The organism is Sphingopyxis granuli NBRC 100800 (assembly GCF_001591045.1).
Taxonomy (GTDB): domain Bacteria; phylum Pseudomonadota; class Alphaproteobacteria; order Sphingomonadales; family Sphingomonadaceae; genus Sphingopyxis; species Sphingopyxis granuli.
This window is the reverse complement of sequence record NZ_BCUA01000061.1, coordinates 1-25,745: the sequence shown is the minus strand read 5'-3', so window position 1 is coordinate 25,745 and position 25,745 is coordinate 1. Positions and strand designations below refer to the sequence as shown.

The 25,745-nt window shown below is 66.9% G+C and carries 23 protein-coding genes, 1 tRNA gene, 1 pseudogene and 1 riboswitch; of the genes and pseudogenes, 13 read left to right on the top strand and 12 right to left on the bottom strand.

What is annotated here, in order from left to right; translation table 11 throughout:
• The 3 genes from SGR02S_RS13850 to SGR02S_RS13840 form a co-directional block, all read left to right on the top strand.
• Positions 1–3,807 (top strand): translocation/assembly module TamB domain-containing protein (locus tag SGR02S_RS13850; protein WP_067110919.1); only part of this gene is annotated, 3,807 nt, incomplete at its 5' end.
• A gap of 14 nt (positions 3,808–3,821) precedes the next feature.
• Entirely contained in the window at positions 3,822–4,046 is a 225-nt protein-coding gene (locus tag SGR02S_RS13845) for a hypothetical protein (protein WP_156483088.1), read from the top strand.
• A riboswitch (yybP-ykoY riboswitch) is annotated at positions 4,023–4,125 on the top strand. It overlaps the preceding gene by 24 nt.
• 98 nt (positions 4,126–4,223) lie before the next feature.
• Complete coding sequence (locus SGR02S_RS13840) at positions 4,224–4,796, top strand: TMEM165/GDT1 family protein (protein ID WP_067110913.1); 573 nt, start codon at positions 4,224–4,226, stop codon at positions 4,794–4,796.
• On the opposite strand, the gene galE is transcribed toward SGR02S_RS13840, so the two are convergent.
• Positions 4,793–5,809 carry a UDP-glucose 4-epimerase GalE gene (gene galE, locus SGR02S_RS13835; protein WP_067110910.1) on the bottom strand — a complete coding sequence of 339 codons (1,017 nt, stop codon included), beginning with the start codon at positions 5,807–5,809 and terminating at the stop codon, positions 4,793–4,795. The two genes, SGR02S_RS13840 and galE, sit on opposite strands and share 4 nt — an antisense overlap.
• 236 nt (positions 5,810–6,045) lie before the next feature.
• Here galE and SGR02S_RS13830 point away from each other — a divergent pair.
• A tRNA-Lys gene (locus SGR02S_RS13830) sits at positions 6,046–6,121 on the top strand.
• Between the two features lie 26 nt (positions 6,122–6,147).
• On the opposite strand, the gene SGR02S_RS13825 is transcribed toward SGR02S_RS13830, so the two are convergent.
• Entirely contained in the window at positions 6,148–7,044 is an 897-nt protein-coding gene (locus tag SGR02S_RS13825; RefSeq protein ID WP_067110907.1) for a hypothetical protein, read from the bottom strand.
• Positions 7,045–7,243: 199 nt separating this feature from the next.
• On the opposite strand from SGR02S_RS13825, the gene SGR02S_RS13820 reads away from it, so the two are divergent.
• Positions 7,244–9,250, top strand: a complete 2,007-nt coding sequence (locus SGR02S_RS13820; RefSeq protein WP_169799690.1) for a M3 family metallopeptidase — start codon at positions 7,244–7,246, stop codon at positions 9,248–9,250.
• A gap of 21 nt (positions 9,251–9,271) precedes the next feature.
• Here the strand turns inward: SGR02S_RS13820 and SGR02S_RS13815 are convergent, their stop codons facing one another.
• From SGR02S_RS13815 to ectA, 9 genes are all read right to left on the bottom strand, one after another.
• Positions 9,272–10,228 (bottom strand): cation diffusion facilitator family transporter, encoded by a 957-nt coding sequence (locus SGR02S_RS13815; RefSeq protein ID WP_067110897.1) that lies wholly within the window; start codon positions 10,226–10,228, stop codon positions 9,272–9,274.
• A gap of 9 nt (positions 10,229–10,237) precedes the next feature.
• Entirely contained in the window at positions 10,238–12,619 is a 2,382-nt protein-coding gene (locus SGR02S_RS13810) for a membrane-bound PQQ-dependent dehydrogenase, glucose/quinate/shikimate family (RefSeq protein ID WP_067110931.1), read from the bottom strand.
• A 151-nt stretch (positions 12,620–12,770) separates the two neighbouring features.
• Positions 12,771–14,120 carry an MFS transporter gene (locus SGR02S_RS13805; RefSeq protein WP_067110894.1) on the bottom strand — a complete coding sequence of 450 codons (1,350 nt, stop codon included), beginning with the start codon at positions 14,118–14,120 and terminating at the stop codon, positions 12,771–12,773.
• Positions 14,117–15,355, bottom strand: a complete 1,239-nt coding sequence (locus SGR02S_RS13800) for an MFS transporter (RefSeq protein ID WP_067110891.1) — start codon at positions 15,353–15,355, stop codon at positions 14,117–14,119. Before SGR02S_RS13800 ends, SGR02S_RS13805 begins: the two co-directional genes overlap by 4 nt.
• Before the next feature lie 10 nt (positions 15,356–15,365).
• Positions 15,366–16,826, bottom strand: a complete 1,461-nt coding sequence (locus SGR02S_RS13795; RefSeq protein ID WP_067110888.1) for an aspartate kinase — start codon at positions 16,824–16,826, stop codon at positions 15,366–15,368.
• On the bottom strand, positions 16,823–17,743 hold the full coding sequence (gene thpD / locus SGR02S_RS13790; protein ID WP_067110885.1) for an ectoine hydroxylase: 921 nt from the start codon (positions 17,741–17,743) through the stop codon (positions 16,823–16,825). The genes SGR02S_RS13795 and thpD overlap by 4 nt, the downstream gene beginning before the upstream one ends.
• Positions 17,744–17,773: 30 nt before the next feature.
• Complete coding sequence (locus SGR02S_RS13785) at positions 17,774–18,175, bottom strand: ectoine synthase (RefSeq protein ID WP_067110882.1); 402 nt, start codon at positions 18,173–18,175, stop codon at positions 17,774–17,776.
• A 24-nt stretch (positions 18,176–18,199) separates the two neighbouring features.
• On the bottom strand, positions 18,200–19,504 hold the full coding sequence (ectB, locus tag SGR02S_RS13780) for a diaminobutyrate--2-oxoglutarate transaminase (RefSeq protein ID WP_174521666.1): 1,305 nt from the start codon (positions 19,502–19,504) through the stop codon (positions 18,200–18,202).
• A gap of 2 nt (positions 19,505–19,506) precedes the next feature.
• Positions 19,507–20,019: a diaminobutyrate acetyltransferase gene (ectA, locus tag SGR02S_RS13775; RefSeq protein ID WP_067110928.1), complete on the bottom strand. Its 513-nt coding sequence runs from the start codon at positions 20,017–20,019 to the stop codon at positions 19,507–19,509.
• A 259-nt stretch (positions 20,020–20,278) separates the two neighbouring features.
• On the opposite strand from ectA, the gene SGR02S_RS13770 reads away from it, so the two are divergent.
• From SGR02S_RS13770 to SGR02S_RS13740, 7 genes are all read left to right on the top strand, one after another.
• Positions 20,279–20,773 (top strand): MarR family winged helix-turn-helix transcriptional regulator, encoded by a 495-nt coding sequence (locus tag SGR02S_RS13770; RefSeq protein ID WP_067110876.1) that lies wholly within the window; start codon positions 20,279–20,281, stop codon positions 20,771–20,773.
• A 42-nt stretch (positions 20,774–20,815) separates the two neighbouring features.
• Positions 20,816–22,048 (top strand): glycosyltransferase family 4 protein, encoded by a 1,233-nt coding sequence (locus SGR02S_RS13765; RefSeq protein ID WP_067110874.1) that lies wholly within the window; start codon positions 20,816–20,818, stop codon positions 22,046–22,048.
• 40 nt (positions 22,049–22,088) lie between these two features.
• A complete protein-coding gene (locus SGR02S_RS13760) occupies positions 22,089–22,619 on the top strand; it encodes a sigma-70 family RNA polymerase sigma factor (RefSeq protein WP_067110925.1) in 531 nt (176 codons plus the stop codon).
• Complete coding sequence (locus SGR02S_RS13755) at positions 22,612–23,334, top strand: anti-sigma factor family protein (RefSeq protein WP_067110871.1); 723 nt, start codon at positions 22,612–22,614, stop codon at positions 23,332–23,334. The genes SGR02S_RS13760 and SGR02S_RS13755 overlap by 8 nt, the downstream gene beginning before the upstream one ends.
• 19 nt (positions 23,335–23,353) lie before the next feature.
• A complete protein-coding gene (locus SGR02S_RS13750) occupies positions 23,354–23,701 on the top strand; it encodes a VanZ family protein (protein WP_076075541.1) in 348 nt (115 codons plus the stop codon).
• A 60-nt stretch (positions 23,702–23,761) separates the two neighbouring features.
• Positions 23,762–24,532, top strand: coding sequence for a DUF72 domain-containing protein (locus SGR02S_RS13745; RefSeq protein WP_067110864.1), 771 nt, complete (start codon positions 23,762–23,764; stop codon positions 24,530–24,532).
• Between the two features lie 75 nt (positions 24,533–24,607).
• A complete protein-coding gene (locus SGR02S_RS13740) occupies positions 24,608–24,877 on the top strand; it encodes a DUF6961 family protein (RefSeq protein ID WP_067110861.1) in 270 nt (89 codons plus the stop codon).
• Here SGR02S_RS13740 and folK read toward each other — a convergent pair.
• Complete coding sequence (gene folK / locus SGR02S_RS13735) at positions 24,874–25,434, bottom strand: 2-amino-4-hydroxy-6-hydroxymethyldihydropteridine diphosphokinase (RefSeq protein WP_082797147.1); 561 nt, start codon at positions 25,432–25,434, stop codon at positions 24,874–24,876. The genes SGR02S_RS13740 and folK overlap by 4 nt on opposite strands.
• A gap of 65 nt (positions 25,435–25,499) precedes the next feature.
• Here folK and SGR02S_RS20415 point away from each other — a divergent pair.
• A pseudogene (locus SGR02S_RS20415) lies at positions 25,500–25,745 on the top strand (hypothetical protein); the annotation flags it as partial.

Sequence of the window (25,745 nt, the reverse complement as noted above, 5' to 3'; positions counted from 1 at the left end):
GGCGAGCCGCTGCTGCCCGACATCGATATCGATGTCGGGCGCCTGTCGGTCGATCGCATCGTCTTTGCCCCCGCCGTGGCGGGAGAACGGCAGGAAGCCCGGCTCGCCGGCAAGATCGCGATCGCCGACCGGCGCGCGCTGGTGCAGGCCGATGCAGAGACGATCGGGGCGAATGGCAAGGGCGACGCGCTGAAGCTGCTGCTCGACGCGGTTCCGGACAAGAACCGGCTGGCGATGACGCTCGACCTCACCGCGCCGCGGGGCGGCGTGCTCGCGGCGATGGGCGGGTTCGAAGAGCCGCTCGTCGCACGGCTCGATGGGCGCGGCGACTGGAAGGCGTGGAATGGCAATCTGACCGCCGATCTCGGCACGGGGCCGCTGGCACGCATTGCTCTGTCGGCGCGCGACGGCACGTTCGCGGCGAAAGGGACGACGCAGGCTTCGCGCCTGTTCGACGGCCCGGCCGCATCGCTGCTGGGGGCGCAGACCGACCTCGACGTGACGGCGCGCTTGGCCGAGCGCAAGGCCGACCTCGATGCACGCGTCGCATCCGACGCGTTTCGGCTGGGGATCAGCGGCGGCATCGATCTCGGCGCCAATCGCTATGAGGCCTTGCAACTCGCGTTCGTGCTGTTGCGGCCGGGCGCCCTGGCGCCGGCGGTACGCGGCAACGACGTGCGCGCGACAGCGCGGCTCGACGGCGCCTTCGCACTGCCGACCGTCGATTATCAGGCGAGCGCCAAGGCGTTGGCCGTCAACGACATCGTCGTCGAATCGCTGAATCTCTCCGGCAAGGCGCGCGTCGATGCAGACCAGATCGTGGTTCCCGTCGCCGGGCGCGCCGCGCGCATCCGCGGGCTCGACACGGTTGCCGGAGGAACGCTCGTTTCGGTACGGCTCGACGGCGATCTCGCCTATGCGGACGGGCGCATCCTCAGCGACAATCTGCGCCTACGGTCGCCGCGCATCGATGCCAAGGCCATCATCGTCGCCGACATGAACCGCGGCTTCTACACCGGCGCGATCGACGGGCGGGTCAACGATTACCGGATCGAAAGCGTCGGTATCTTCGATATCGACACCGATGCCGACCTCAAGACCGCGCCCGGCGGCGGTTTCGAAATTGCGGGCCGGGTGCGTGCGCGCTCGACGCGGCTCTTCAATTCGGGCGTGCGCGACTTGCTCGGCGGCAATGCGGTGGCGACCAGCGACGTGCGTTATGGCACCGATGGCGTCGTCCGTTTCGCCAACCTGCGGCTGACGTCGCCGCTGCTGAGAGTCGTCAGCGGGCAGGGAAGCTACGCCCCCGACGGGCGCGTCCAACTCAGCGCGCGCGCCGATTCGCGCCAATATGGCCCGCTCGGTCTCCAGCTTGCCGGAACGATCAGCGACCCGCGCGCGACGCTGACCGCGAAGCGCCCCGGTCTGGGCATCGGTCTCGCCGACCTCGAAGCGCGGATCACGGGAGCGCCGAAGGGCTATCGCCTGGCCGCGAAGGGCACGACCGATTATGGCCCGCTGTCGGCCGATGTCGTGCTGCTCACCGCCGCCGGGCCGCTGACGATCGACGTCGAACGCGCCGACCTGTCGGGTATTGGCATGACGGGCCGCCTTGTCCAGAGCGCGGCGGGACCGTTCACCGGCCAGCTCGACGCGGCAGGGCAGGGACTTGGCGGAATCATCCGGCTGAGCGCCGACGGCAAATATCAGGCGGCATCGGTCAATATGCGCGCGAACAATGTCGTTCTGCCCGGACCGGCGCGGCTTGCGGTCGGCTCGGCGATCGTCGACGCCGACGTCACCCTCTATGACCAGCCGCGCGTGATCGCCGATATTCAGCTCGCCGACACGCGTATCCGCGAATTCGACATCGCGGTCGGGCGCGTGAAGATCGATTATCGCGATGGCCGCGGCAAGGCGCAGGCGCTTGTCGAGGGGACGAGCGGCGTGCCGTTCCGCATCGCCGCCAATGCGGACCTTCAGCCCGAGCTGTGGCGCGCCTCGGTCCAGGGCCGCGCGACCGGCGTCAATTTCCGGACCGTGTCACCCGCCCGCATCGTACCGGGCAAGGACGGCTATGAACTGTTACCGACGACGATCGACCTCGGACGCGGCAGCAGCGCGCGTGTCGCGGGACGCTTTGGAGAGGGCATCATGCTCCAGAGCCGGCTCGACCGCGTCAACATGGCGCTGCTCAATGCCATCTATCCGGATATGGGGCTGGGCGGCCACGCGACCGGCAGTCTCGACTTCGCGCAGGCGAATGCCGACGCCTTTCCGCGCGCCGATGCCCGGCTGACGATCAACGACTTCACCCGTACCAGCGCCGCATCGGTGAGCCAGCCGGTCGACGTCAACTTCGTCGGCAAACTGCTCCCCGATGGTGGGGAGGCGCGGGCGGTGATGCGCAAGCGCGGCACCGTGATCGGACGCCTGCAAGCCTCGCTGCGGCCGCTCGGGCCAGAGGTCGGCCCGTGGACGGCGCGGTTGCAGGCGGCGCCGCTCGGCGGCGGGCTGCGCTACAACGGTCCGGCGGATACGCTCTATTCCTTCTTCGGCCCCGCCGATCAGGGGGTTTCCGGTCCGATCGCCGTTGCCGCCGATTTCAGCTGCCGCGTCGCCGACCCCTGCCTCAACGGCGTCATACGCGGCAAGGACATGGTCTATGAGAACCAGACCTATGGCACGCGGCTGACCAACATGGCGGTCAACGGCCGTTTCACCGGCAATCGTCTCGAAATCGACGATCTTGCCGCGACGGCAGGTGACGGCACCGTCAAGGCCAAGGGGTTCGTCAGCCTCGCCGCGGCCGACGGCTACCCGATGCATGTCGAGGCGACGCTCGACAATGCGCGTCTCGCGCGCAGCGACAATATCGCGGCGCGGGCAACGGGCAATCTGACGCTCGACAAGGTCGCGGGCCAGACCGCGCTGCTGTCGGGGGACCTGCGCCTCCCCGAAACCCGCTATCGAATCGTACGCGAAGGGGCGGCGAGCGTCCCGGTGCTGACCGGTGTGCGCCGGAAACCGCCGGCGGGCCGGCGTCGTATCAGCGGCGACGGGCTCGCGGCAGCAGGCGGCAGCCTGTTCGACCTGATCCGCCTCGATATCCGCTTGCGCGCGGGCGACGAGGTCTATGTCAGCGGCATGGGACTCGAGTCCGAATGGCAGGCCGACATCACGCTCAAGGGCACGACGCAGGCGCCGCGCGTGACCGGCGACATCGAACTGGTACGCGGTACGCTGGGCTTCGCCGGGCGCTCCTTCGACCTGGAGGAAGGAAAGGTGACCTTCCCGACCGGCGATGCTTATGACCCGTCGATCCAGCTTCTCGCCACCGACACGATTGAGACGGTGACGGTGAACGTCAACGTTTCCGGCCGCGCGATGAATCCGCAGGTGACATTCTCCAGCGTTCCCGGCCTGCCGCAGGACGAAATCCTCTCGCGCATCCTGTTCGGCGACTCGATCACCACGCTGTCGCCCTTGCAGGCCGTCCAGCTCGCGGCTTCGCTCAACACGCTGCGTGGCGGCGGGGGAGGGCTCAGCCCGCTCGGAGCCCTGCGATCGGCGACGGGAATCGACCGGTTGCGCGTGCTCGGCCCCGACGACACCGTCGGGCGCGGCACCGCGCTCGCCGCGGGACAATATATTTCGAAGGACATCTATCTGGAGGTGATCACCGACGCGCGCGGCTATACCGCGACCCAGCTGGAGATCAGCCTGACCCGCGCCCTGTCGCTGCTCAGCCAGGCCGGCGGTTCGGGGCAGTCGAACCTCAGCATCCGCTATCGCAAGGATTATTGATGGCTCGCGCCCTCATGATCCTGCCGATCCTTCTGCTCGCGGCCTGCGACCGGGAGCCCGATTTCGACACCCGCTATGACGCGGCCGCCAGCGAAATAGAGGCGCGCGCGGAAGCCATGGATGCCGCCGTGGCGGCATCCGAAAAAGCCGCCCGCGCGGCGGGCGAAACGGAAGGGGGCGGTTCCGCCTTGCCAACCGACGACAAGGCGGCTACCCCGCCGCCGTCATCTGGGGAGTAGCCAGCCGTCGATCCGACGGGCCACCGCGTCAACATACTCGGCCGAGAGGTCGTGGCGCGATGGAAGCGGGACACCGCTTGGGCGAGACCAATGGCATCGACCCCACGTCCGGGCCGGGCGGCGGGGTACGATGACCGTTGGAGTTCGCTGCGCCGCCCGGCCCCGGAGTGTCTTTTCATGGAAGCCCTGTTCACCTCGACCGCCGTGGTCGCGCTGGCCGAGATCGGCGACAAAACCCAGCTTCTCGCCATGTTGCTTGCGACGCGCTTTCGGCGTCCGCTGCCGATCATATTCGGCATCCTGGTCGCGACACTGGCCAATCACGCGCTCGCCGCACTGGTCGGCGCGCAGGCCGCCGCTTTCCTCGACAGTCCGGTCTTTCGCTACGCGGTCGGCATTTCCTTCGTCGCCATGGCGGCGTGGACGCTGATCCCCGACAAGCTCGATGACGAAGAGGCGCCGCGGCCGCGTTTCGGCGCCTTCCTGACGACACTGGTCGCCTTCTTTCTCGTCGAGATGGGGGACAAGACGCAGATCGCCACCATCGCCCTGGGTGCGCGCTTTCAAGACGTGGTCAGTGTGACGGCGGGCACGACACTCGGCATGATGATCGCCAATGTTCCTGCCATCTTCCTCGGCCACGAGCTGCTGAAGCGTATCGACCTCGCCAAGGTGCGGCTGATCGCCGCTGGCCTGTTCCTGATCATAGGACTGTGGGTTCTTGTGCAGACCGCGGGCTGGATCGGCTAACCGCTGTTGCGCGTCGCCAGCATGCGCTCGAACCGCCAGGCCGATGCGCACATGGCGTCGAGCCCGCGGCTCGCTTGCCAGCCCAGTTCGTCGCGCGCCTTGGCCGGGCTCGCGTAGCAGGTCGCCACGTCGCCGGGGCGGCGTGGCGCGATGCGATAGGGGATCGAGACGGTGTTCACGCGCTCGAAGCTGCGGATCATGTCGAGGACCGAATAGCCCTGACCGGTGCCGAGGTTCCAGATCGAGAGCGGCCGGTCGATGGTCGTCAACGCTGCCAGCGCTGCGACATGCCCTTCTGCCAGGTCGACGATATGCACATAATCGCGCACGCCGGTGCCGTCGGCGGTATCGTAATCGTCGCCGAACACCGACAGTTCGGGTAGCCGGCCCGCGGCGACGCGACTGATGAAGGGCATCAGATTGTTGGGGACGCCGTTCGGATCCTCGCCGATCAGCGCGCTGTCGTGCGCACCGACCGGATTGAAATAGCGCAGCACGCCGATGCGCCAGCCAGGATCGGCGGCGGCGATGTCGCCCAGCATCTCTTCGATCATCAGCTTGGTCCGGCCGTAAGGGTTGGTTGCAGATGTCGGATGGGTCTCGTCGAGCGGCAGATATTGCGGCTGGCCGTACACGGTCGCGCTCGATGAGAAGACGAGGCGGCGGACACCGCATTCGGCCATCGCTTCGACGAGGGCCAGCGTCCCGCGCACATTGTTATCGTAATAGAGCATCGGCTTTTCGACCGATTCCCCGACCGCTTTCAGCCCGGCGAAATGCACGACAGCCTCGATGGCATGATCGGTCAGGGCGCGGCGGACGGCCTCCCGGTCGCGAATGTCGCCGACGACCAGCGGAATGCGCGCGCCGGTGATGCTTTCGACCTGCTCGACAACTTGCGGCCTGCTGTTCGACAGATTGTCGAAACAGACGACCTGATACCCCGCAGCGATCAAGGCGACCGCGCAATGGCTGCCGATATAGCCCGCGCCGCCCGTCAGAAGAACCTTCATCCTGTCTCCATTCGCCCGCCGATCCATGGGAACGAAATCCTCTATATTGGTCAAACGCTAATAGGGATTTCCCGTCGCTGGGGAAACTTCCTCATACATCGATGGGAGAAATGCCAGCGTGCCCGTAAAGGATATTGAACAATATTATTGCACGGAGGGTTAGGCCATGATAGCGGGCCGCTCGCTTCGCAGCAAAAGGGTTCCGCCCGCTGCCGGGCGGTGCCGCGAATGGCAACGGGCCCTTAGCTCAGTCGGTAGAGCAACTGACTTTTAATCAGTAGGTCGCTGGTTCGAACCCAGCAGGGCTCACCATTATCCACGCGGATCGTGTGAACGCCTCACCCCAGACCATATTGCCGTCTGGCTGCTGCTCCGGTCAGATCGTGGTTCGACATGCCTTCGGCAATGAAGCGGTCCAGGCTTGTCAGCAGGCGGGGCCGCAGTGTGATCTGCCGGCGGACCTGATCGATTTCGACCAGTTCCCGCTCCTCGGCCGCCGACAGGAGTTGGCGGACGTGCGTGCGCGAGACCGCGAAGCGACGGCCAAGCTGCGCCAGCGACAGATCGGCGGTCGGCGTCTCGCGGTTCAGCGCCTCCCTCGCGAGCTCGATCAACACGAAAATGCCGGCGTCGTGAACGAGGAAGAGCAGGATGTCGGGATTGCGGAGCAGGACCATCGCCGATTGCACAAATATGCCGGTCGCAACCTGCCGCTGCGCCCGCTGGAACGCCTTGTCCCCCTTCAGCGGAAGGGCATAATCGCTTTCGCCGAACAGCACAGCCAGCGGCGCGTAATGCGCGATCAGCCAGTCCTGATCGTGCGTCAGCATCCTGGCGGTCGGGATCAGCAGGCGCGCGCGCCGGTCCAGCGGCGAGACGCGGCTTTCGAGGAAATCGGTCTGCACCAGCCTCCCCACGATCTGTTCGATCCGCCGCGGGCTGGCGAGGCCGAACAGCGCCAGCGCCTTTTTGAGGTTGCCGATCGTCGGCCATGTGTCCCGATCGTCCGGACGATATCCGGCCTCCATGCAGATGGCTACGGCAAAGACCACGATCCGCACCGCCTCCATCAGCAATTTGTTGAGGAACGGATCGTCGCCGTAGAGTGCCAGCACCTTGTCGAAATAGGCTCTGCGCGCGTGCGGGAAATCCGGATGGTGAAGGATCGATTCCGCGGGCCAATAATCGACCTTGAAATGGGGATCATGGGCTTTGGTGGAGCTGGCTGCGTTCACGCTCTTACTTTGCGATAATCGACGTCTATTGAGCGAAAAAGCGTTTAGGAACTATGGATTGGAAAATATACGCAAAAATTTCCAGCGCCAGCCCGGCCGGAGTGCGCTAGCGAGCCAGAAGGGAGATACGGGCGGACGGCGACGGTCGATGGAGCGGACCCGAATCGAAGCCATTTCAAGGGGGAAGATCATCATGTCGATGCTGCGTTCGTTTGCGTTTCCACTCCTGCTCTGTGGAACGGCGATGCCGGCGCTCGGCGCGGACTATCAACCCATGTCCGACCGCATCATCGGAGCCATCAGCGTGGCGCCGAAGAGCGCCGCCGAGGTTGCCGCGCAATGCGACACCCGTCTCGATGCGCTGGCGAGCCTGCGCGCGCGCGTCGAGGCGATGCCGCTGTCGACCGAGCCGCTGGATTTGCTCGCCGCCTATGACGACCTTTATAATCTCGCTTTCACCACCGCCTATACCGAACCGGGCGTCATCAAGGATACGAACCCCGATGCGGCGATCCGCAAGGCGGCCGAGGACTGTTTTCAGCGCGCCAGCGCGGTGCTGGTCGATCTGGGCATGTCCCGGCCGATCTATGAACGCCTGCTGACGGTCGGAAAGGCGGATATTTCGCCCGCCCTGCGCTATATGGTGGACCGCCAGCTCGATTCCTATCGCCGCCTGGGCGTCGACAAGGACGCGGCGACGCGGGCGCGCATCGGCGAGCTTCAGAATGGCATCACCGCCGCATCGATCGAGTTCGAGGGGAATATCTCTGCCGACACCCGCACCGTCACGGCGACCCCCGAAGAGCTTGCGGGTATGCCGCAGGACTGGCTAGCGGCGCGCCCGGCCGGCGCCGACGGGTTGGTGCAGATCGGCATGAGCTATCCCGACGTCATGCCGCTGTTGCGCTATGCCGACCGCGCGGACGTGCGGAAGCGCGTGATGACGGCCTTCGCGGACCGCGCCTATCCGACCAACGACGCGGTGCTGCGGCGGCTCATCGACGATCGGGCCCAATTCGCCGGCCTGCTGGGCTATTCCGATTTCGCGGGCTACGACTTCGCCAATCGCATGGCGGAAAATCCCGGACGAGTGCGATCCTTTCTCGACGAGATCGACCGCGTGGCCCGGCCGATCGGAGAGGCCGAGGCGGGGCGGATGCTGGCCCGGCTGCACAAAGACGATCCGTCACTCGCCTCGCTCGGCTCCTGGAGCAGCAGTTACGCCCTGCGGCTCATCCGCAAGGAGGATTATGCGGTCGATCCGGAGCAGGTCCGTCAATATTTCGCGTTCGACAAGGTCCAGGCCGGCATTTTCGACCTGACGCGCGATTTGTTCGGCGTCGAAATCCGGCCGTGGGCAACCGAGGTCTGGCATCCCGATGTCGGCGCGTTCGAAATGGTGCAGGACGGGTCGGTGATCGGCCGCTTCTACCTCGACATGCATCCGCGCGACGGCAAGTTCACCCATGCCCAGATGGCTCCGCTGCGATTCGGCATCAAAAATCGCGTGCTGCCCGCCGCGGTGCTGGAGCTTAACGTGCCGAACGGCCTGATGGAGCATAGCGACGTCGTCACTTTCCTCCACGAATTCGGGCATCTGCTGCACTGGATCTTCGCCGGCGGGCAGGATTATGCGGCGCAAAATCCGATGGAGCTGGAGAATGACGTCATCGAGGCGCCATCGCAGCTGCTCGAGGAATGGGTGTGGGATTACGACACGTTGAAGCGGTTCGCGACCAACGCCGCGGGCGAACCGATCCCGGCCGCTCTGGTGGAGAAGATGAACGTCAGCCGCCGTTTTGGGGAAGCGTTCGGGACGATGATGCAGCTCGGCTATGCCGGCGCCTCGCTCGCTTTCTATTCGGGCGTTCCCAAGGATCGCGATCTGGCCGCGGTCTATGACGCGGCTTATAATCGCTACGCTCTCGCTCCCGATCCCGAAGGCACGCATGGCTATGCCGCTTTCGGCCATCTCACCGGCTACGGCGCTTCCTATTACACCTATCAATGGTCCAAGGCGCTTTCGAGCGACCTGCTGAGCGAATTCCGCAAACATGGCCTGCGCGATCCGGCCACGGCGAAGCGCTACCGCGATCTCATCCTCGCTCCCGGCGGGTCGGCTTCGATGAATCAACTCGCCAGGAATTTCCTTGGCCGCGATTGGACGGTGGACGCCTATCGGGCGGAACTGCAACTGGCCAGATAGCGGACACGCCGACCGCCGGGTTCAGGCCTTGGGGCGCGGCTGAAGGACCGCATCGCGGCGCTTTTCGGGGCGGATGTAGATCGAACTGATTTCGGGTGACGCGGCCTTCAGTTCGGCTTCGATCTCTTCGATCAGGCGCTCGCCGTCGCCCATCGTCAGCGCATCCTCGAAATCGGCGCTGACCGCCACGAAGATCGCATCGGGCGCCGTGTGGATGGTACGGACATGGTTGACGGCGCTGATCTCGCGCCGCCGCTCGACGATCCGCCAGATCATCGCGATCTGCGCCGGATCGGCCGCTTCGCCGATCAGAAGCTCCTTCGATTCGCGCGCGAGCAGCGCGGCGACCGCCGCCAGGATCAGGCCGATCAGGATCGAGGCTACCCCGTCGATCCGCGCGTCGCCCGTCGCGTGACTCAGCCAGACGCCGGCCGCCGCGATGACCAGCCCGGCCAGCGCCGCGCTGTCCTCGAACAGCACGATGAAGCCGGCGGGGTCCTTCGACCGCCGGATCGCCTGCCACCAGCCCAGCCCGTTGCGGCCGGCATCGAACTGGCGCACCGCGATCGTCCAAGATGCGCCTTCGAGCACGAAGGCGATCGCGAGGACGATATAGTTGATCGTCGGATCGCGCAGCGGTTCGGGCGCGGCGATATGCGTCCAGCCCTCATAGATCGAAATGCCCGCACCGACCGCGAAGATCAGGATCGCGACGACGAACGCCCAGAAATAGAGTTCGCGGCCATAGCCGAAGGGGTGTTGATCGTCGGGCGCCTGCTTCGCCCGCGCCTGACCGTAAAGGAGCAGAAGCTGGTTGCCGCTGTCGACAAGCGAGTGCACTCCTTCGGACAGCATCGACGACGAGCCGCTGATCGCCGCCGCGACGAACTTCGCGGCGGCGATGCCGAGATTGGCGAACAGCGCGCCATAAAGGACGATGTTCGCCTTGATGTGCCCGATGCGCGGACCGTCGGCCATGGCGGTGGATTACGGCAAGGCGTAGGCGACGACCTCGTCGCCGATCGGCGTCTCCATGAAATGATGGCCGCCGGCGTAGATCACGACATATTGCCGGCCGTTCGCCTCATAGGTCATCGGAGTCGCCTGTCCGCCCGCGGGCAGCACGTCGGACCAGACGGTCTTGCCGGTGGCGAGATCGATCGCGCGGATCAGATTGTCGGTCGCGGCGGCGATGAAGATCAGCCCGCTCGCGGTGACCACCGCGCCGCCGTTGTTCGGCGTCCCGATCGTCACCGGCAGCATCGACGGGATGCCGAACGGCCCGTTGGTGCGCGCGGTGCCCAGCGGGCGGTCCCAGATCGTCTTGCCGGTCGCGATATCGATCGCGCGGATGCCGCCATAGGGCGGCTGCTTGCACAGCATGCCGGTGAAGGGCAGGCGCCAGCCCGCATTGACGTCGATCGCATAGGGGGTATGCGCCTGCGGATCGCCCGCGCCTTCGGGACCGCCGATCTCGCCGCGGGCCTGGTCGCGCGGTGCCCAGCCCTTCCTGTCGGCCTCGGCGCGGGGGACGAGGCGGACATAGTTGGGCATGTCGTTATAGTTGGCGACGATCACGCCGCGCACCGGATCGACCGCGACGCCGCCCCAGTCGGTGCCGCCATTATACCCCGGATATTCGATCGAGCGGCCGTTGCTCGTCGGCGGGGTGAAGAAACCCTTGTAGCTCGCCTTGCGGAACTGGATGCGGCAGATCATCTGGTCGATCGGCGACATGCCCCACATGTCGCGCTCGGTCAGGTCCGGCTTGCGCAGCGTATGCCACAGCGACACGATCTGCGTCGGCGACCGCTCGGCGGGCTCGACCCCGCCGCCGGGCGCCTTGATCGTGCCGACCGGGGTCAGCGGCTGGCCGGTGCGCCGGTCGAGCACATAGACGTCGCCCTGCTTCGACGGCAGAACCAGCGCGGGGACCGTTCCGCCCGCGCTCCGATAGTCGATCAGCGTCGCCTGCGCCCCGAAATCATAGTCCCAGACGTCCTTCTTCACCGCCTGAAAGCGCCAGCGCGGCTTGCCCGTCGTCACGTCGAGCGCGACGAGCGAGGTTGCATAGTCGTTCTCGGCCGGGCGGCGCAGGCTCGAATAATAATCGGCGGCGGCGTTGCCCATCGGCAGATAGACGAGGCCGAGCTGCTCGTCGCCCGATGCGATCGTCCACATGTTCGGCGTGCCGCGCGCCCATGTCTGTCCCGGCGGAGGATAGCCATCCCAGTCGGGGTGCATCATGTCCCACGCCCATTGGAGCTTGCCGGTCACCGCGTCGAAGCCGCGGATCACGCCCGATGGCGCCCAGCGGTCCTGCCCGTCGAGCACCTGGTGCCCGGTCACCACCACGCCGCGCACGATGGTCGGCGGCGAGTTGATCGAGACATAGCCCGGCGGCGTGTCGCCCATGCCGATCTTGGTATCGACCTGGCCGTTGGCGCCGAAATCCTGACACGGCCGCCCCGTCGCGGCGTCGAGCGCGAACAGCCGCGCGTCGAGCGTGCCGAAGATGATCCGCCGCGCGCACGCCTGTCCGGCGGCGGCGCCGGGCACGGCATAATAGCTCACGCCGCGGCAGGCGGCGGTATAGGGGATCGCATCGTCGGACACCTTGGGGTCGAACCGCCAGCGCTGCTTACCGGTCGCGGGGTCCAGCGACAGGACGATATTCTTCGGCGTGCAGACATACAGGCTGTCGCCCACCTTCAGCGGCGTATTCTCCGCGCCATAGGTGCCGCGCACGCGCTTCGACGAGGGCAGGTCGCCGGTATGGATCGTCCACGCGCGCTTCAGCTTGCCGACATTGGCCGGGGTGATCTGGGCCAGCGGCGAATAGCGCCGCGCGCTGTAGGTACCGCCATAGGCGGGCCAGTCGGCACCGGCCTGCATCGGCGCGGGATCGGTCATCGTCCAGCGCGGGCCGGGAAGCGGCTGCAGCGGCCGCGCTTTGTTGAGCCAGCCGAGCATCGCGCCGCCCGCCGCGCAGAGCAGGATAACCATGGCGCTGCTCGCCAGCGCGAGCCGCCAGCGGTGCGGGCGGACCGACAGCGCCGCCATCGCGAACAGGACGAGGACCAGCAGCACGACCGGTGCGACGACCCGCGGCACGAGCGCCCAGCCATTGCCCCCGACCTCCCAGAAGGCCCAGAGCAGGGTGAAGAAGACGACGGCGACATAGATCCAGCCGCCGAGCATCCGCCCGCGCATCAGCAGCAGACCGGAGGCGAGCATTGCGACGCCGGTCACCAGATAATAGGCCGATCCGCCGAGCGCGGCGAGCCAGACGCCGCCGATCAGCAGGACCAGCGCGATGAACGCGACGATCAGTCCGGCGATCAGGGTCAGGAGCGGGGCGGGGAACATCTGGCGTAGCCGATTCATCGCCATATCCTTCACTGTCGGGGCGGATGCGCCCTGCGGTGCAACGCACTGCCTCGACGAACGATGCATCGCTGGCTCGAGATTTGCCTCGGGAATGGAGGATCGCGGCAGGCCCGGCCGATCCGCGATGGAGCTAGCGGTCGATCACCGATACCGGTCGCGCGAACGGATCGTTGCGCAGCGAGCCGCCCGCCGTCTCGGGCATGAAGCGCAGCGCGACGAGGCCGACCAGGCACGACAGGATCATGTAATAGGCGGGCATGAGCTGGTCGCCCGTCCAGCCGATCAGCGCGCTGCCGATCGCCGGGGCGGTGCCGCCGAAGATCGAGGTCGAGACATTATAGGCGATCGCGAAGCCCGCGAAGCGCACCGGGGTCGGGAACAGCGCGGGAAAGGTCGCCGAGATGGTCGCGAGCTGCGGAACATAGAGCAGGCCGAGCAGGATGAAGGCGATGGTGGCGCCAGCAAGGCCCGTGCCCATCAGCATGTAGAGCGGCACCACGCCGATCAGCAGGCCGATCAGCGAGACGCGCCACATCGGCCGCCGCCCGACGCGATCCGACAGCGCGCCGGCGAAGGGCAGGAACAGCATCATGAAGAACATGCCGACGATCGGCACGATCAGCGCCTCGTCGGGCGACAGGCCGATGCGCCGCTGGAGATAGGTGGGCATATAGCTGAGCAGCGTATAGTTGACGACGTTCAGCGCGACGACGAGCCCGCCGACGACGAGCAGCGGGCGCCAGTGATCGCGCATCAGCGTGCGCAGGCCGGGGGCTTGCCGTGCTTCGGCAACGACGCATTCCTCCAGGAAGATCGGCGTGTCTTCCATCCGCGAGCGCAGATAGGTGCCGATCAGCCCCAGGGGCGCGGCGATCAGGAAGGGGATGCGCCAGCCCCAGTCGTGCATCGCCGCGTCGCCGAGCGTCAGCGAGAAGATCAGCATCAGCGAAGCGCCGAGCGAGAAGCCCGCGAGCGTGCCGAATTCGAGGAAGCTGCCGAAGAAGCCGCGGCGGTCGTCGGGCGCATATTCGGCCATGAAGGTCGCCGCGCCGCCATATTCGCCGCCGGTCGAAAAGCCCTGGATCATGCGCAGGACGATCAGCAGCGTCGGCGCCCAGAAGCCGATGCGGTCATAGGAGGGGATCAGCCCGACGCACAGCGTCGCGCCCGCCATCATCAGGATGGTGAGCGCGAGCACCGACTTGCGCCCGATCCGGTCGCCGAGCGGCCCCCAGAACAGGCCGCCCAGCGGCCGCACGAGAAAGGAGATGGCGAAGGTCGCGAGCGCGAACAATATCGCCTCGTCGGTATCGCCCGGGAACAGCGCTGCCGAGATATAGGTGACGCCATAGGCATAGATGCCGTAGTCGAACCATTCGGTCGCATTGCCCAGCGCCGAGGCGGCGATCGCGCGGCGCAGCGTCGAGGGATCGGCGCTGGATGGCGCGCAGGCGGGTTGCGCGAGGGTTTGCGTGGTCATGTCATCACCTGTTGTTGCGGGTCGGCGGCGGGATCGAGCAGCGCGGCGGTCGGGGTCGTGCGCGGCAGGATCTGGAAATCCTGCTGCGCCTCGCCCGGCACCGCGTCGGTCACCGCGAGGCGCCAGAGCCCGAAGACGAGCATCGTGCCGGCCGCGAGCGCGATGAAGAGGAAGAGGCCGCCCGCTCCCGCAAGCGTCATCGCCGCCGCGCCGCCGATCGGGCCGAGCGCGGCGCCGACCGAATAGAGGAGGACGAGTTGCCCGCTCGCGGTCACGCGCTCCGAAGGCAGCAGCCGGTCGTTGGCGTGCGCGACGCTGAGCGGATAGAGCGCGAAACCGAGCCCGCCGAAGGCGAAGCCGAGCGCGAGCAGCAGCGCGCCCGACGGTTGCATCGCCAGCGCGACGCTGACCGCCAGCGTCAGCGCGAAGCCGCCGACGATCACGCGGCGGCGGTCGTAGCGGTCGGACAGGTGCCCGAGCGGCCATTGCAACGCCACCCCGCCGAGGATCACGACCATCATGAAGGTCGCGGTCGCTGCGAGGCTGAGCCCGAGCCGCCGCGCATAGATGGCGGCGAGGCCGTAGAAGGCGCCGAGCAGCAGTCCGGTGATCCCGGCGCCGACGACGCCGAGCGGCGAGGCGGCGAACAGGCGGCGGAGCGGCAGCGACGCGGCTTCCGTCAGCGCCGGGGCGGTGCTGCGCGTCAGGCAGATCGGGATGATCGCGAGCGAGATCAGGATCGAGGCGAGTTCGAACGGCACCTGCGGCGCCGTGCTGCCCGAACGGAGCAGCAACTGGCCGATCGCCTGTCCCGAATAGAGGGCGACCATGTAGGACGCGAGCACCGTGCCGCGCGTATCGGGCTCGGCGCGGTCGTTGAGCCAGCTTTCGAGGCAGACGAACACCCCCGCGACGCAGATGCCGTCGATCAGGCGCAGCACGCCCCACAACAGGGGCTGCTGGACCAGCGCATAGGCAAGGGTGCTGGCCGAAAGCAGCGCAACGAACGCCGCAAAGGACCGGATATGCCCAACCCCCCGCACCACGCCCCCGGCGCGCAGCGCACCGATCACGAGTCCGCCGAAATAGGCGGTCGCGACGAGGCCGATGACCATCGTGCCGCTGCCCTCGCGTTCGAGCCGCAGGCCGATCAGCGTCGACAGAAAGCCGCTGCCCGCCATCATCACGAAGATGGCGATCAGCAGGCTGCGGACCGGGCGGATCGAGGCGAGCATGGGCGGCGCGTCAGGCGGCGCGCCGATCCTCCGCCGGCGCCGCCTCGTCCTCGACCAGCGCCCCATCCTCGACCAACACCTTGTGCAGCGCGCGCACCGCGATATCGAAATCGCGCGGCGCGACGAGGAACTGCACGTCGACGTTGCGGATCTGGTGCTGCATCGCGATCATCGGCACCCCCGCCGCGTCGAGCGCACGCAGCGCCTCGGTGACGAGGCCGGGGCGCGAGATGTCGCTGCCGATCACCGACACCATCGCGACCGGCTGCGTGGTGATCGACGCGTCGGGATATTGGTCCTGCAACTCGGCGGCCGCCCTGTTCACCGCGGCGGCATTCGCCGACAGATAATGGGTGATGGTGTTGGCGTTCGACGATTTGCTGACGATCCACAGCTTGTGGCGGGTCAGCGCAGCAAGGATCGCGGCATCATACCCCTTCACCCCGACCATGTCCTGCTCGAAGAATTGCAGCGCCTGCATCTGGCGCAGCCCGGTGACGATCTCGACGCGCGGGACATCGGAGACATAGTCGCCGGTGACGAGCGTCCCCGCATCCTCGCGGTCGAAACTGTTGCGGACGCGCAGCGGAATGCCCGACTGGCGCAGTCCGCGGCCGGCACCCGGATGGATCGCCTCCATGCCCAGATTGGCGAGTTGGTCGGCGACGTCGTAATTGGTGCGGCCGATCTTGCGCGCCCGCCGCTCGCCGACCAGCTTCGGGTCGGCGCTCGACAGGTGAAACTCCTTGTGGATGATCGCCTCGCGCGCGCCGGTCAGGACGGCAATGCGCGAAAAGGTCATTTCGGTGTAGCCGCGCGCATAGCGCCGCACCATGCCGCCCTCACAGCCGGCATAGCCGGTAACGATCGGCAGGGTAGCGCGAAGGTCGATCGCCGCGAACGCCTCTTCGATCCGCGCGTCGAGGCTGCGCACGTCGTCCTCGTCCCACAGCGTCAGGTCGACGAAGCGCGCGTTGACGTCGCGGTCGCGGAGCAACAGCGCGGTGCTGTGCGCGCTGTGTGCCTCGCCGATCCCGGCGAGCAGTTCGCGTACCGTTACGAACTGGTCCTTCAGGCTGAATCGCCCATGGCTGCGCAACCGCGCGAGATCGTCGAGGCAGGCGGCGACGGCATCGATCCGCGCATCGACGAAGCGGTCGGCTTCGGCACGGCTTTCAGGCCGCGCGAACATCTCCGCATTGCGCGCGCGCATCGCCGCGCGCACCCGCTCCATCGCCGCGCGCCACGCTCCGGCATCGTCGTCGTCGACGAAATGGCCATAGACGCCGGGTTCGCCGCTCTTCTTGTTTTCGAGCAGCAGGTCGGTCATCCCGGCATAGGCGGAGACGACGAAGATGCGGTTATAGAGGTCGCCGCCCGAACGTCCCGCGATCAGCACATTGTCGAACAGGGTCGCGGTCGCGGCCATCGAGGTGCCGCCGACCTTCTCGACGCTATGATGCCCCCTCATGCCGGCACCGCTTCGACGAGCGTGCCCGACGCGATCGTCAGCGGCTCGGGCTCGCCGCGATGGGCCAGGAACCAAGGCCGCGGCTTGTCGACGCCGAACGGCTTTTCCAGCCGGTTGCTGACCGCATTATAGACGAGGAAGGCATTGGCGCGGGGGAAGGGCGTGATGTTGCCGTTCGATCCGTGCATCAGGTTGCAATCGAACAGGATGACGGTGCCGGGTTTGCCGGTCGGCGCGACGATGCCATGATCGTGCGCCAGTTCGGCGAGGTGATCCTCGTCGGGAACGCCATATTCCTGTTTCTTGAGCGAACTCAGATAATGGTCTTCGGGCGTCTCGCCGACGCAGGTCAGATAGGATCGGTGCGACCCCGGAATGACCATCAGCGGCCCGTTGTGCGGCGTATTCTCGGCGAGCAGCACCGACATCGACAGCGCGCGCATCCGCGGCATGCCATCCTCGACATGCCACGTCTCGAAGTCGCTGTGCCAATAGAATTCCTTGCCCTTGAAACCCGGTTTGTAGTTGAGGCGCGACTGGTGGATGTAAACCTCGTCGCCGAGCAGGAAGCGCGCGACGTCGGCGAGCCGCGCGTCGGACGCGAGCCGCGCCATCGCGTCGCTCTGGCGGTGGATCTCGAAGATCGAGCGGATTTCGCGGCTCTGCGGCTCGGCGACGATCGTCTCCGCGTCGAGCGCGGCGGGATCGGCGAGCAGCTTGCTCGCCGCCGCCTGCAGATGCGCGACCTCGGCGTCCGAGAAGACGCCTTCGAGGACGAGATAGCCGTCGCGGTCGAACCGGGCGGCCTGCGCCTCGCTGATCGGCGCATCCGGGTTCCAGTTGCCATGGACGACGGGGTCGAGACGCGGCAGCAGTTCGGCGCTTGCCGCGTGCCGCGATGGGTAGAGGTCTTTCACGGGACGTCCCCCTGCTGATGATGGATGGATTCAGTCGGCGGCGACGAGATCGGCCTCGGCCGGATAGGCGCCGTTCTCGTCATGCACTTCCTTGCCGGTGACCGGCGGGTTGAAGACGCACGCGGTCAATATGTCGGTCTCGGGCCGCACGACGTGCCGGTCGTGGTCGTTGAGCGCATACATGACGCCGGGCTGCAGCCTGTGGATTTCGCCGGTCGCGAGATCCTCGATCGTTCCGGTGCCCTTGAGGACGAGCACGGCTTCGAGGTGGTTCTGATAGTGCATCTTCAATTCCTCGCCGGCGAACATCGTCGTGACGTGGAAGGAAAAGCCCATATCATCGTCCTTGAGCAGCAGGCGGGCGCTGACCCAGCCGTTCGAGCGGACGTTGCGATCCGATTTGCGGATATCGCCGAGATTGCGGATGAGCATGGATGTGTCTCCTGTTGATGAGGCCTATTCGGCGGCGACGGCGAAATCGTCGGCCATCGCCTCGCGCAGGCTCGTTTCGAGAATGTCGAGGCCGCCCGCGAGCAGCGCGTCGTCGATGATAAGCGGGGCGAGGATCTTGATGACCTCGCCGTGCGCGCCGCTGGTCTCGATGATCAGACCTGCATCGAAACAGGCGGCGGTCACCGCGTCGGCAAGCTCGCCCGATCCGACATTGATGCCGCGCATCATGCCGCGACCGCGGGTCTCGAAGCCATGCTCGGCGGCCATCGCATCGAGCCGCGCCGCGAGCAGGTCGCCGCGTCGCGCGATATCCGCCGTGAAGGCCCCGTCGCTCCAGAAATGGCGCAGCGCGGCGGTGGCGGTGACGAAGGCGTGGTTGTTGCCGCGAAAGGTGCCGTTATGCTCGCCCGGCGACCATTGGTCGAGTTCGGGCCGGAACAGCGTCAGCGCGAAGGGCAGCCCCATGCCCGACAGCGACTTGGCCTGCGTGACGATGTCGGGCGTGAAACCCATCCCTTCAAAGCTGAAGAAGGAGCCGGTTCGTCCACAGCCGGCCTGGATATCGTCGACGATCAGCAGCGCGCCATGCGCTTTCGCCAGCGCGGCGATGCGGCGCAGCCATTCAGGCGATGCGGTGTTGAGGCCGCCTTCGCCCTGCGCCGTTTCGACGAGGATCGCGGCAGGGGCGTCGAGGCCGCTCGACGGGTCGGCGAGCCGCTGCGCGAGCAGGTCGGCGGTATCGACTTCGGGCCCGTGATAGCCGTCATAGGGTTCGTGGCTGACATGGGACAGCGGCACGCCCGCGCCGCCGCGCTTCGCGGCATTGCCGGTGCAGGCGAGCGCGCCCAGCGTCATGCCGTGAAAGCCGTTGGTGAAGGCGACGACCATCTCGCGCCCCGTGACCTTGCGCGCGAGCTTGATCGCCGCCTCGACCGCGTTAGTGCCGGTCGGGCCCGTGAACATCGCGCGATAGTCGAGCCCGCGCGGCTTCAGGATCAGCGCCTCATAGGTTTCGAGGAAGGCCGCCTTCGCGTCGGTGTGAAGGTCGAGGCCGTGGGCGATGCCGTCGTCGGCGATATAGTCGAGCAGCGCCTGCTTCAGGATCGGATGGTTGTGCCCATAGTTGAGCGTCGAGCAGCCCGACAGGAAATCGAGATAGCGGCCGCCGCGATTGTCGTGCATCCACACGCCCGCCGCCTTGCCGAACTGGCGCGGCATCGACCGGGCATAGCTGCGGACCCCCGATTCACGGCGCTCATAGATGCTCCTGTCCGGAATCGCGCCGGACGGTTGAGGTGTCATGGTCATGATTATCCCTGTGCTTGCTGAAACTTGCTGCGATCGATCGGGCCGATGCGGGCCTGATATTCGGTGGCGTGCGCACCGGCGAAATGGGTCTGGTTGTCGAACAGGACGCTACGCTCGAACGGCGCGTCCCAGGCGCGCGCGAGGCCGCGAAAGAGCGCCCACGAGGCATCATTGTCGTCGGTGACGGTCGTCGTCAGGTGCGTTGCGTCCTGCTGCGCGGGGCGGGCGAACAATGCCCCGATCATCCGGCTGGCGAGTCCTTTCCCGCGCCCCTCGACCGCGACCGCCACCTGCCACACGAAAAAGGCGTGCGGGTCGGACGGCGGGTGGTGGCCGGACACCCAGCCGACGATCCGGCCGTCCTTTTCCGCCACGATGCACTGATCGGCGAAATGCGCGCACTGGATGAGGTTGCAATAGGCGGAATTGCGATCGAGCGGTGGACAGCGCGCGATCAGGGCGGTGATTGCCGGTCCGTCTTCGGCAACCGGTTTGCGCAGTTGCAGACCCGGCATCGATGCCGGCGCCGCGTCCGACACAGGCCTCAAGGGCAAGGATTCATTATTCTGGCGTTGATCCAGTATCGTTCATCTCCTGAAATATATTTCGGAGTCGCATGAAAAATTGCGAGTGGGGATGTGCAAAAACATACGCATTATTGAGAAGCGATCAACCCCTGCGGGGAAAAATGGTTCATAAAGCGAAATATATTTACCCGCATTCATCGGGAAGAATGGGATTGGTGCCGCCCCTCCGTGCCGCTAACAGGGGCGCATGCAGACCGAGATTGCGAATGCGACCCTGAAGGCCTTGCGGCGTATCCTGCGCGCGACCGATCGTGGGAGCCGCAAGCTGGCGGCGGCGACCGGCCTGACCCCGTCGCAACTGCTCGTCCTGCGCGAGGTCGAGGCGCGGGAAGAGGTCACGCCGGGAACGATCGCCCAGCGGCTCCAGTTCAGCCACGCCACGATCACGGCCATCACCGACCGGCTCGTCGCCCTCGGCCTCGTGACGCGGCGGCGCAGCGAGCGGGACAAGCGGCAGATATTCCTGGATGCGACCGCGGAGGGCCGGCAGCGGCTCGCCGATGCGCCGGATGCGCTGCAGGAAATCTTCGCGCACCGCTTCGCCGCGCTGCCGTCGTGGGAGCAGGCGATGATCCTCGCGAGCACCGAGCGGCTGGCGGCGCTTCTGGGCGCCGCGGATATCGACGCCGCGCCGCTGCTCGACACCGGGCTGATCGACCGGGAGGGAACCGGCGCTCCGTAGATCGGGCGCGAGCCGATGGAATAACCGGGCCGCGACAGGCGTATGCCTGTCATGTCCGGCATTTTATCACGTTCCTCTCCCTTGCTTGTCCAGCCCCGGTCCACGCGGACCGCCCCTTTGCGAATCGCCTTGTTTTCCGGAAATTATGATTGCGTTCGCGATGGCGCCAACCGCGCCCTGAACCGGCTGGTGGACCATCTTCTGCGCCAGGCTGGCGCGCAGGTGCGCATCTATTCGCCGACGGCTCCGCAAAAGGCTTTCGCTTCGGTCGGCGACGTCGTGTCGGTCCGCTCGGCCTGCATTCCCGGGCGGCCCGAATATCGGCTCGCGCTCGGCTTCACGCGCTCGGCCCGCGCGGACATGGAGGCTTTTGCACCCGACATCGTCCACCTGTCCGCGCCCGACATTCTCGGTCGGCAGGCCCAGAAGTATGCGCGGGCCGCCGGCATCCCGGTGGTGGCGAGCCTGCACACCCGGTTCGAAACCTATCTCGACTATTATCGCCTCGGCTTCCTTCGGCGGCCCGTCGTCGATTATCTGGCGCGCTTCTACGGCGACAGCGATCACATCCTCGCGCCGACGCCGCCGATCCGCGACGAGATGGCCAGCCGCTTCGGCGACCGGAAGGTCTCGATATGGTCGCGCGGGGTCGACCGCGCGATGTTTCATCCGGCGCTGCGGAGCGAGGCGCTGCGTGCCCGGCTGGGCTACAAGCCGGACGAGATCGTGCCGCTGTTCTTCGGCCGGCTGGTGCTCGAAAAGGGGCTCGGCCTGTTCGCCGAGACGATCGCCCGACTGCGGTCGCAGGGGTTGGCGGTGCGCCCGATGATCGTCGGCGACGGTCCGGCGCGCGACTGGATCGCACGCCGTTTGCCCAACGCGACCTTCATGGGCCTGCTCGAAGGAAGCGAACTGGGCCATGCGGTGGCCAGCGCCGATCTTCTCATCAACCCCAGCGTCACCGAAGCCTTCGGAAACGTCAATCTGGAGGCGATGGCGTCCGGCCTCGGCGTGGTGTCGGCCGATGTCGCGAGCGCGTCGGCGCTGATCGATCACGAACGGACCGGCCTGCTGGTGCCGGCGCGCGACGCCGGGGCCTATGCGGCCGCAGCGGCGCGGCTCATCGGCGAACCGGTCCGTCTTCGCCTGCTGGGCCGCGCGGCGAGCGACGCCGCCGACCGCTTCCGCTGGAAAGAGATACTGGCGGAGGTCGCGCGCGTCTATGAGCGCGTCGCGCGCCGCGAATCCGTTCCGGCCTTGGCGAAAGTCGCCTGACGATGGCGAAACCGGTGCTTTTGGTGCATATGAGCCCGCGATGACCGATCGCCATGAAGACGACGATATCGCCGGCGAGCTGGCCGCGATGCGACGCTATGCCCGCGCGCTGGCCCGCGATCACCACGACGCCGACGACGTGGTGCAGGACGCCGTCGTTCGCGCGATCGAGCGCGATGCCGGTTACGAGCGGGGCCGGAGCCGCCGGCGCTGGCTGCTCGCGATCGTTCACAACGTCTTCGTTTCCGGGCTCCGGCGGCGGGCGGCCGAGCGACGGCGCGACGACCGCTTCGCCGAGACGCTGGTCGCCCATTCGGACGCGGCGCAGGAACATCACGCCCGGCTGACCGATATCGCGCGCTGCTTCGCGGCGCTGCCCGAGCATCAGCGCGCGGTGCTGCACCTGACCGCGGTTGAGGGACTGAGCTATCAGGAATGCGCCGACCTGCTGGATGTTCCGGTCGGGACGGTGATGTCGCGGCTCGCCCGGGCGCGCACGGCGCTTCGCGAACTGGACGAGCAGCCGGTCCCGACGACCGCGCTGCGCATCGTGGGAGGGCGGGGTGACTGACGGACCGAGCGATATGGAGATCGATGCCTATATCGACGGCGAGCTCGATGTCGAAGGCCGCTTCGCGGTCGAGGACTATCTGCGCCGCCATCCCGAAAAGGCGGCGGCGGTCCTTGGCGACATGGGGCGGCGCAGCGCGTTGCAACTCCTCGCGCGTGGCCGGCAGCCGGTGCCGGCGCATCTGATCGAGGTGGCGCGCTCGCTTTTCTCCGCCGCACCCGCGCGGCGCCGGCTCTGGGCGCCGCTGGGCGGGCTGGCGGCCGCAGGAATGGCGGCGCTGGTGCTGACGGTCGTCATCCGCACGCCGCCTGCCTATGTCGACGATGCGCTGACCTCGCACCGCGTCGCCCTTTTGCGCGCGGCGATGGATTCGCAGGTCGAGGCGCCGCGCTTCAACGCGCAGGAAATCCGCCGCGCGACCAACATCGCCGTGCCTGCGGTTCCGGAGGACTGGACGGTCACCGACGTGCAGCTCTTTCCGACGGAGCGGGGCCCGGCGCTGCTGATGGCGGTGCAGACGCAGGAGGGCGACCGGCTTTCCATCTTCCTACAGCGCCGGAAGAATGGCGCGCCCGAACAGCCCGACGCGATCCGCGAGGGCGCGCAGTCGGTAGCCTACTGGCGGCGCGGTGACATGTCCTACGCGCTGGTCGGCGAAAGCGAACCCGGCGAGATGGACGCGAGGGCGGAAGTGCTTGCACGCACATGGTCCTGATGCGGTATAGGGCAGCCGTATGGATCGATTGTTCAGGCTCTTCTTCTGGCTGGCGCTGCTCGTCACGCTCTGGTTCGCATGGTCTCCGCAACCCCCCATGCTGATCGAAAGCGACAAATCGCAGCATATGCTGGCTTTCGTGGTGCTGACCCTGCTGTTCTTCCTGGCCTATCCCGCCGTCCGCTGGTTTTGGGTCCTCGCGGCACTGGCGTCACTTGGCGCGTTGATCGAATTCGTGCAGGCGGTGCCGACGCTGCACCGCGACAGCGACATCGGCGACTGGTATGCCGACCTCGCCGCGATTGCGCTGACCATCGCGCTTTGCGTCGCGGTTCGGAAATTCGCCCGAAGGGAACGGGCGGGATAAAGCCTTCGACGAGGGCGGCCGACACCGGAACGCCCGCGCTGCAAGGGCGTTGGGAGACACATGTCGGTCAGGATCGGAACGGCGGGCTGGAGCATCGCGGCGCGTTATGCCGATGGCTTTCCGCACGAAGGCTTCGCGCTCGAACGCTATGCCGCGCGGCTTTCGTGCGTGGAGGTCAATTCATCCTTCTACCGATCCCATCGTCCCGAGACATGGTCGCGATGGGGCGCCATCGTGCCGCGCGATTTTTGTTTTTCGGTCAAGGTGCCGCGTGCGATCACCCATGAAAGGTCGCTGGTCGATTGCGGCGACCCGATTGCGAAGCTGCTCGACGAGACGGCCGGCCTTGGCGACAAGCTGGGCGTGCTGCTCGTTCAGATGTCGCCGAAGCTCGTCTTCGATGCCGCTATTGCCGGCACCTTCCTTGACCAACTCACCGCGGCGACTGCGGCTCGCGTGGTGTGCGAACCGCGGCATGCAAGCTGGTTCGCGGCCGAGGCCGACGCCCTGCTTGCCGGCCTGCGGGTCGCGCGGGTCGCCGCCGACCCCGCCCGGGTTCCTGCGGCGGCGATGCCCGGCGGATGGCGCGGCTTTTCCTATTGGCGGCTGCACGGGTCGCCCGTCATCTATCATTCGCCCTATGGGGCCGATCGGCTGAAATCCTATGGCGCGCAGCTCGGGCAGGCGGGATCGACGGCGCCGGCGTGGTGCATCTTCGACAATACAGCGTTCTTCGCCGCGCTGGGCGATGCGCTCGCGCTCGAAAGTCTGCTTTCGGCCGATAGCGCGCAGCGCGAAACTGACGGGCTCGCACCGCGCGTGCGTTCCTAACCTTTGTTATGGAAGCCATTGCGAGCGGTCCATATCGTCCTTGCAGCCCACAGGCATAGACAATGGAGTCGCGATATGGGAGCCAATGCCGATCATGATCTGTGGGGCCAGGCGCTCGCGTTCGAAAGCCGTTATGGCGACGATGCGCCGCGGATCATCGCCGGCAAGATCGAGCAGCTCAGGGCGTCCGGCGAGATCGCCGAAGCCGATTTCTGGGCCCAGGTTGCAGAGTGCCTGACCGATCTGCACGCGATCCGTTATCAGGGCTATGCGACACCCAGGGAAGTGCCGCTGGACCCGACCATCGTCGCGCCCGCTCCGAACGGCTCACCTTCCGGAGCCTAGTCCCCCGACCGTCCGCCGGCCGCGTGCGCCTGTGTCTTGCCGTCGATGGGCCTCGGGCGTTCGAGTCTTCGCAGCAATTGGCGGATGCTGTGCTGCGCCAGCGGATGGCGCCAGTGCGGCGCGATCGTCGTCAGGGGACGCAGCACGAAAAGGCGCCGCGCCATCTCCGGATGCGGGATGGTCAGCGCCGCGTCGCTCCACGCTCCGCCCGACCAGAGCAGGATATCGAGGTCGAGCGTCCGCGCGCTCCAGCGCTGGCCCTTGCGGCGCCCGAAGGCCGCCTCGATCGCCTTCAGTCGATCGAGCATTTCGGGCGGGCTGAGCGGCGACGCGACGAGCGCGACCGCATTGGCGTAACGCCGCCGCGACGGGCCGAGCGGTGCGCTGGCGATGATCGGACTCGCGTCGACCGGCTCGATCCCGACGCTCTCCATCGCGGCGAGCGCGGCCAGCAGCACCCGCCGCGGATCGCCATGGCGCGCATGGCGACGGTTCGACCCGAGCCCGATGGCATAGAGCGCCAGCGGCTCGGGAACATGGGAGGGCGCGTCGCGCATGCGGCGGCGCCTATCGCAAGCGGCCGGCGATTGTAAGCCTGGTGTGCAATCCGTGGGGTGTGCGCTTGGCGCATCCTATCCGAGTCACCGTCCCGTTCGTGTCGAGCGAAGTCGAAACACCTAATCGGTGTAGCGCAAGGCCGATGGGTGTCTCGACTACGCTCGACACGAACGGATTGAGATGGGCGCCGTTTAGCGGAGGGCGGATACGGATCCTGAAGCAGTTGGTGAAGATCCTTTCCGGCAAGGAACAACCGTTCCCCGGCGAAAGCCGGGATCCACGCGCGGCAGCGCTGTGCCATCTGGGCCCC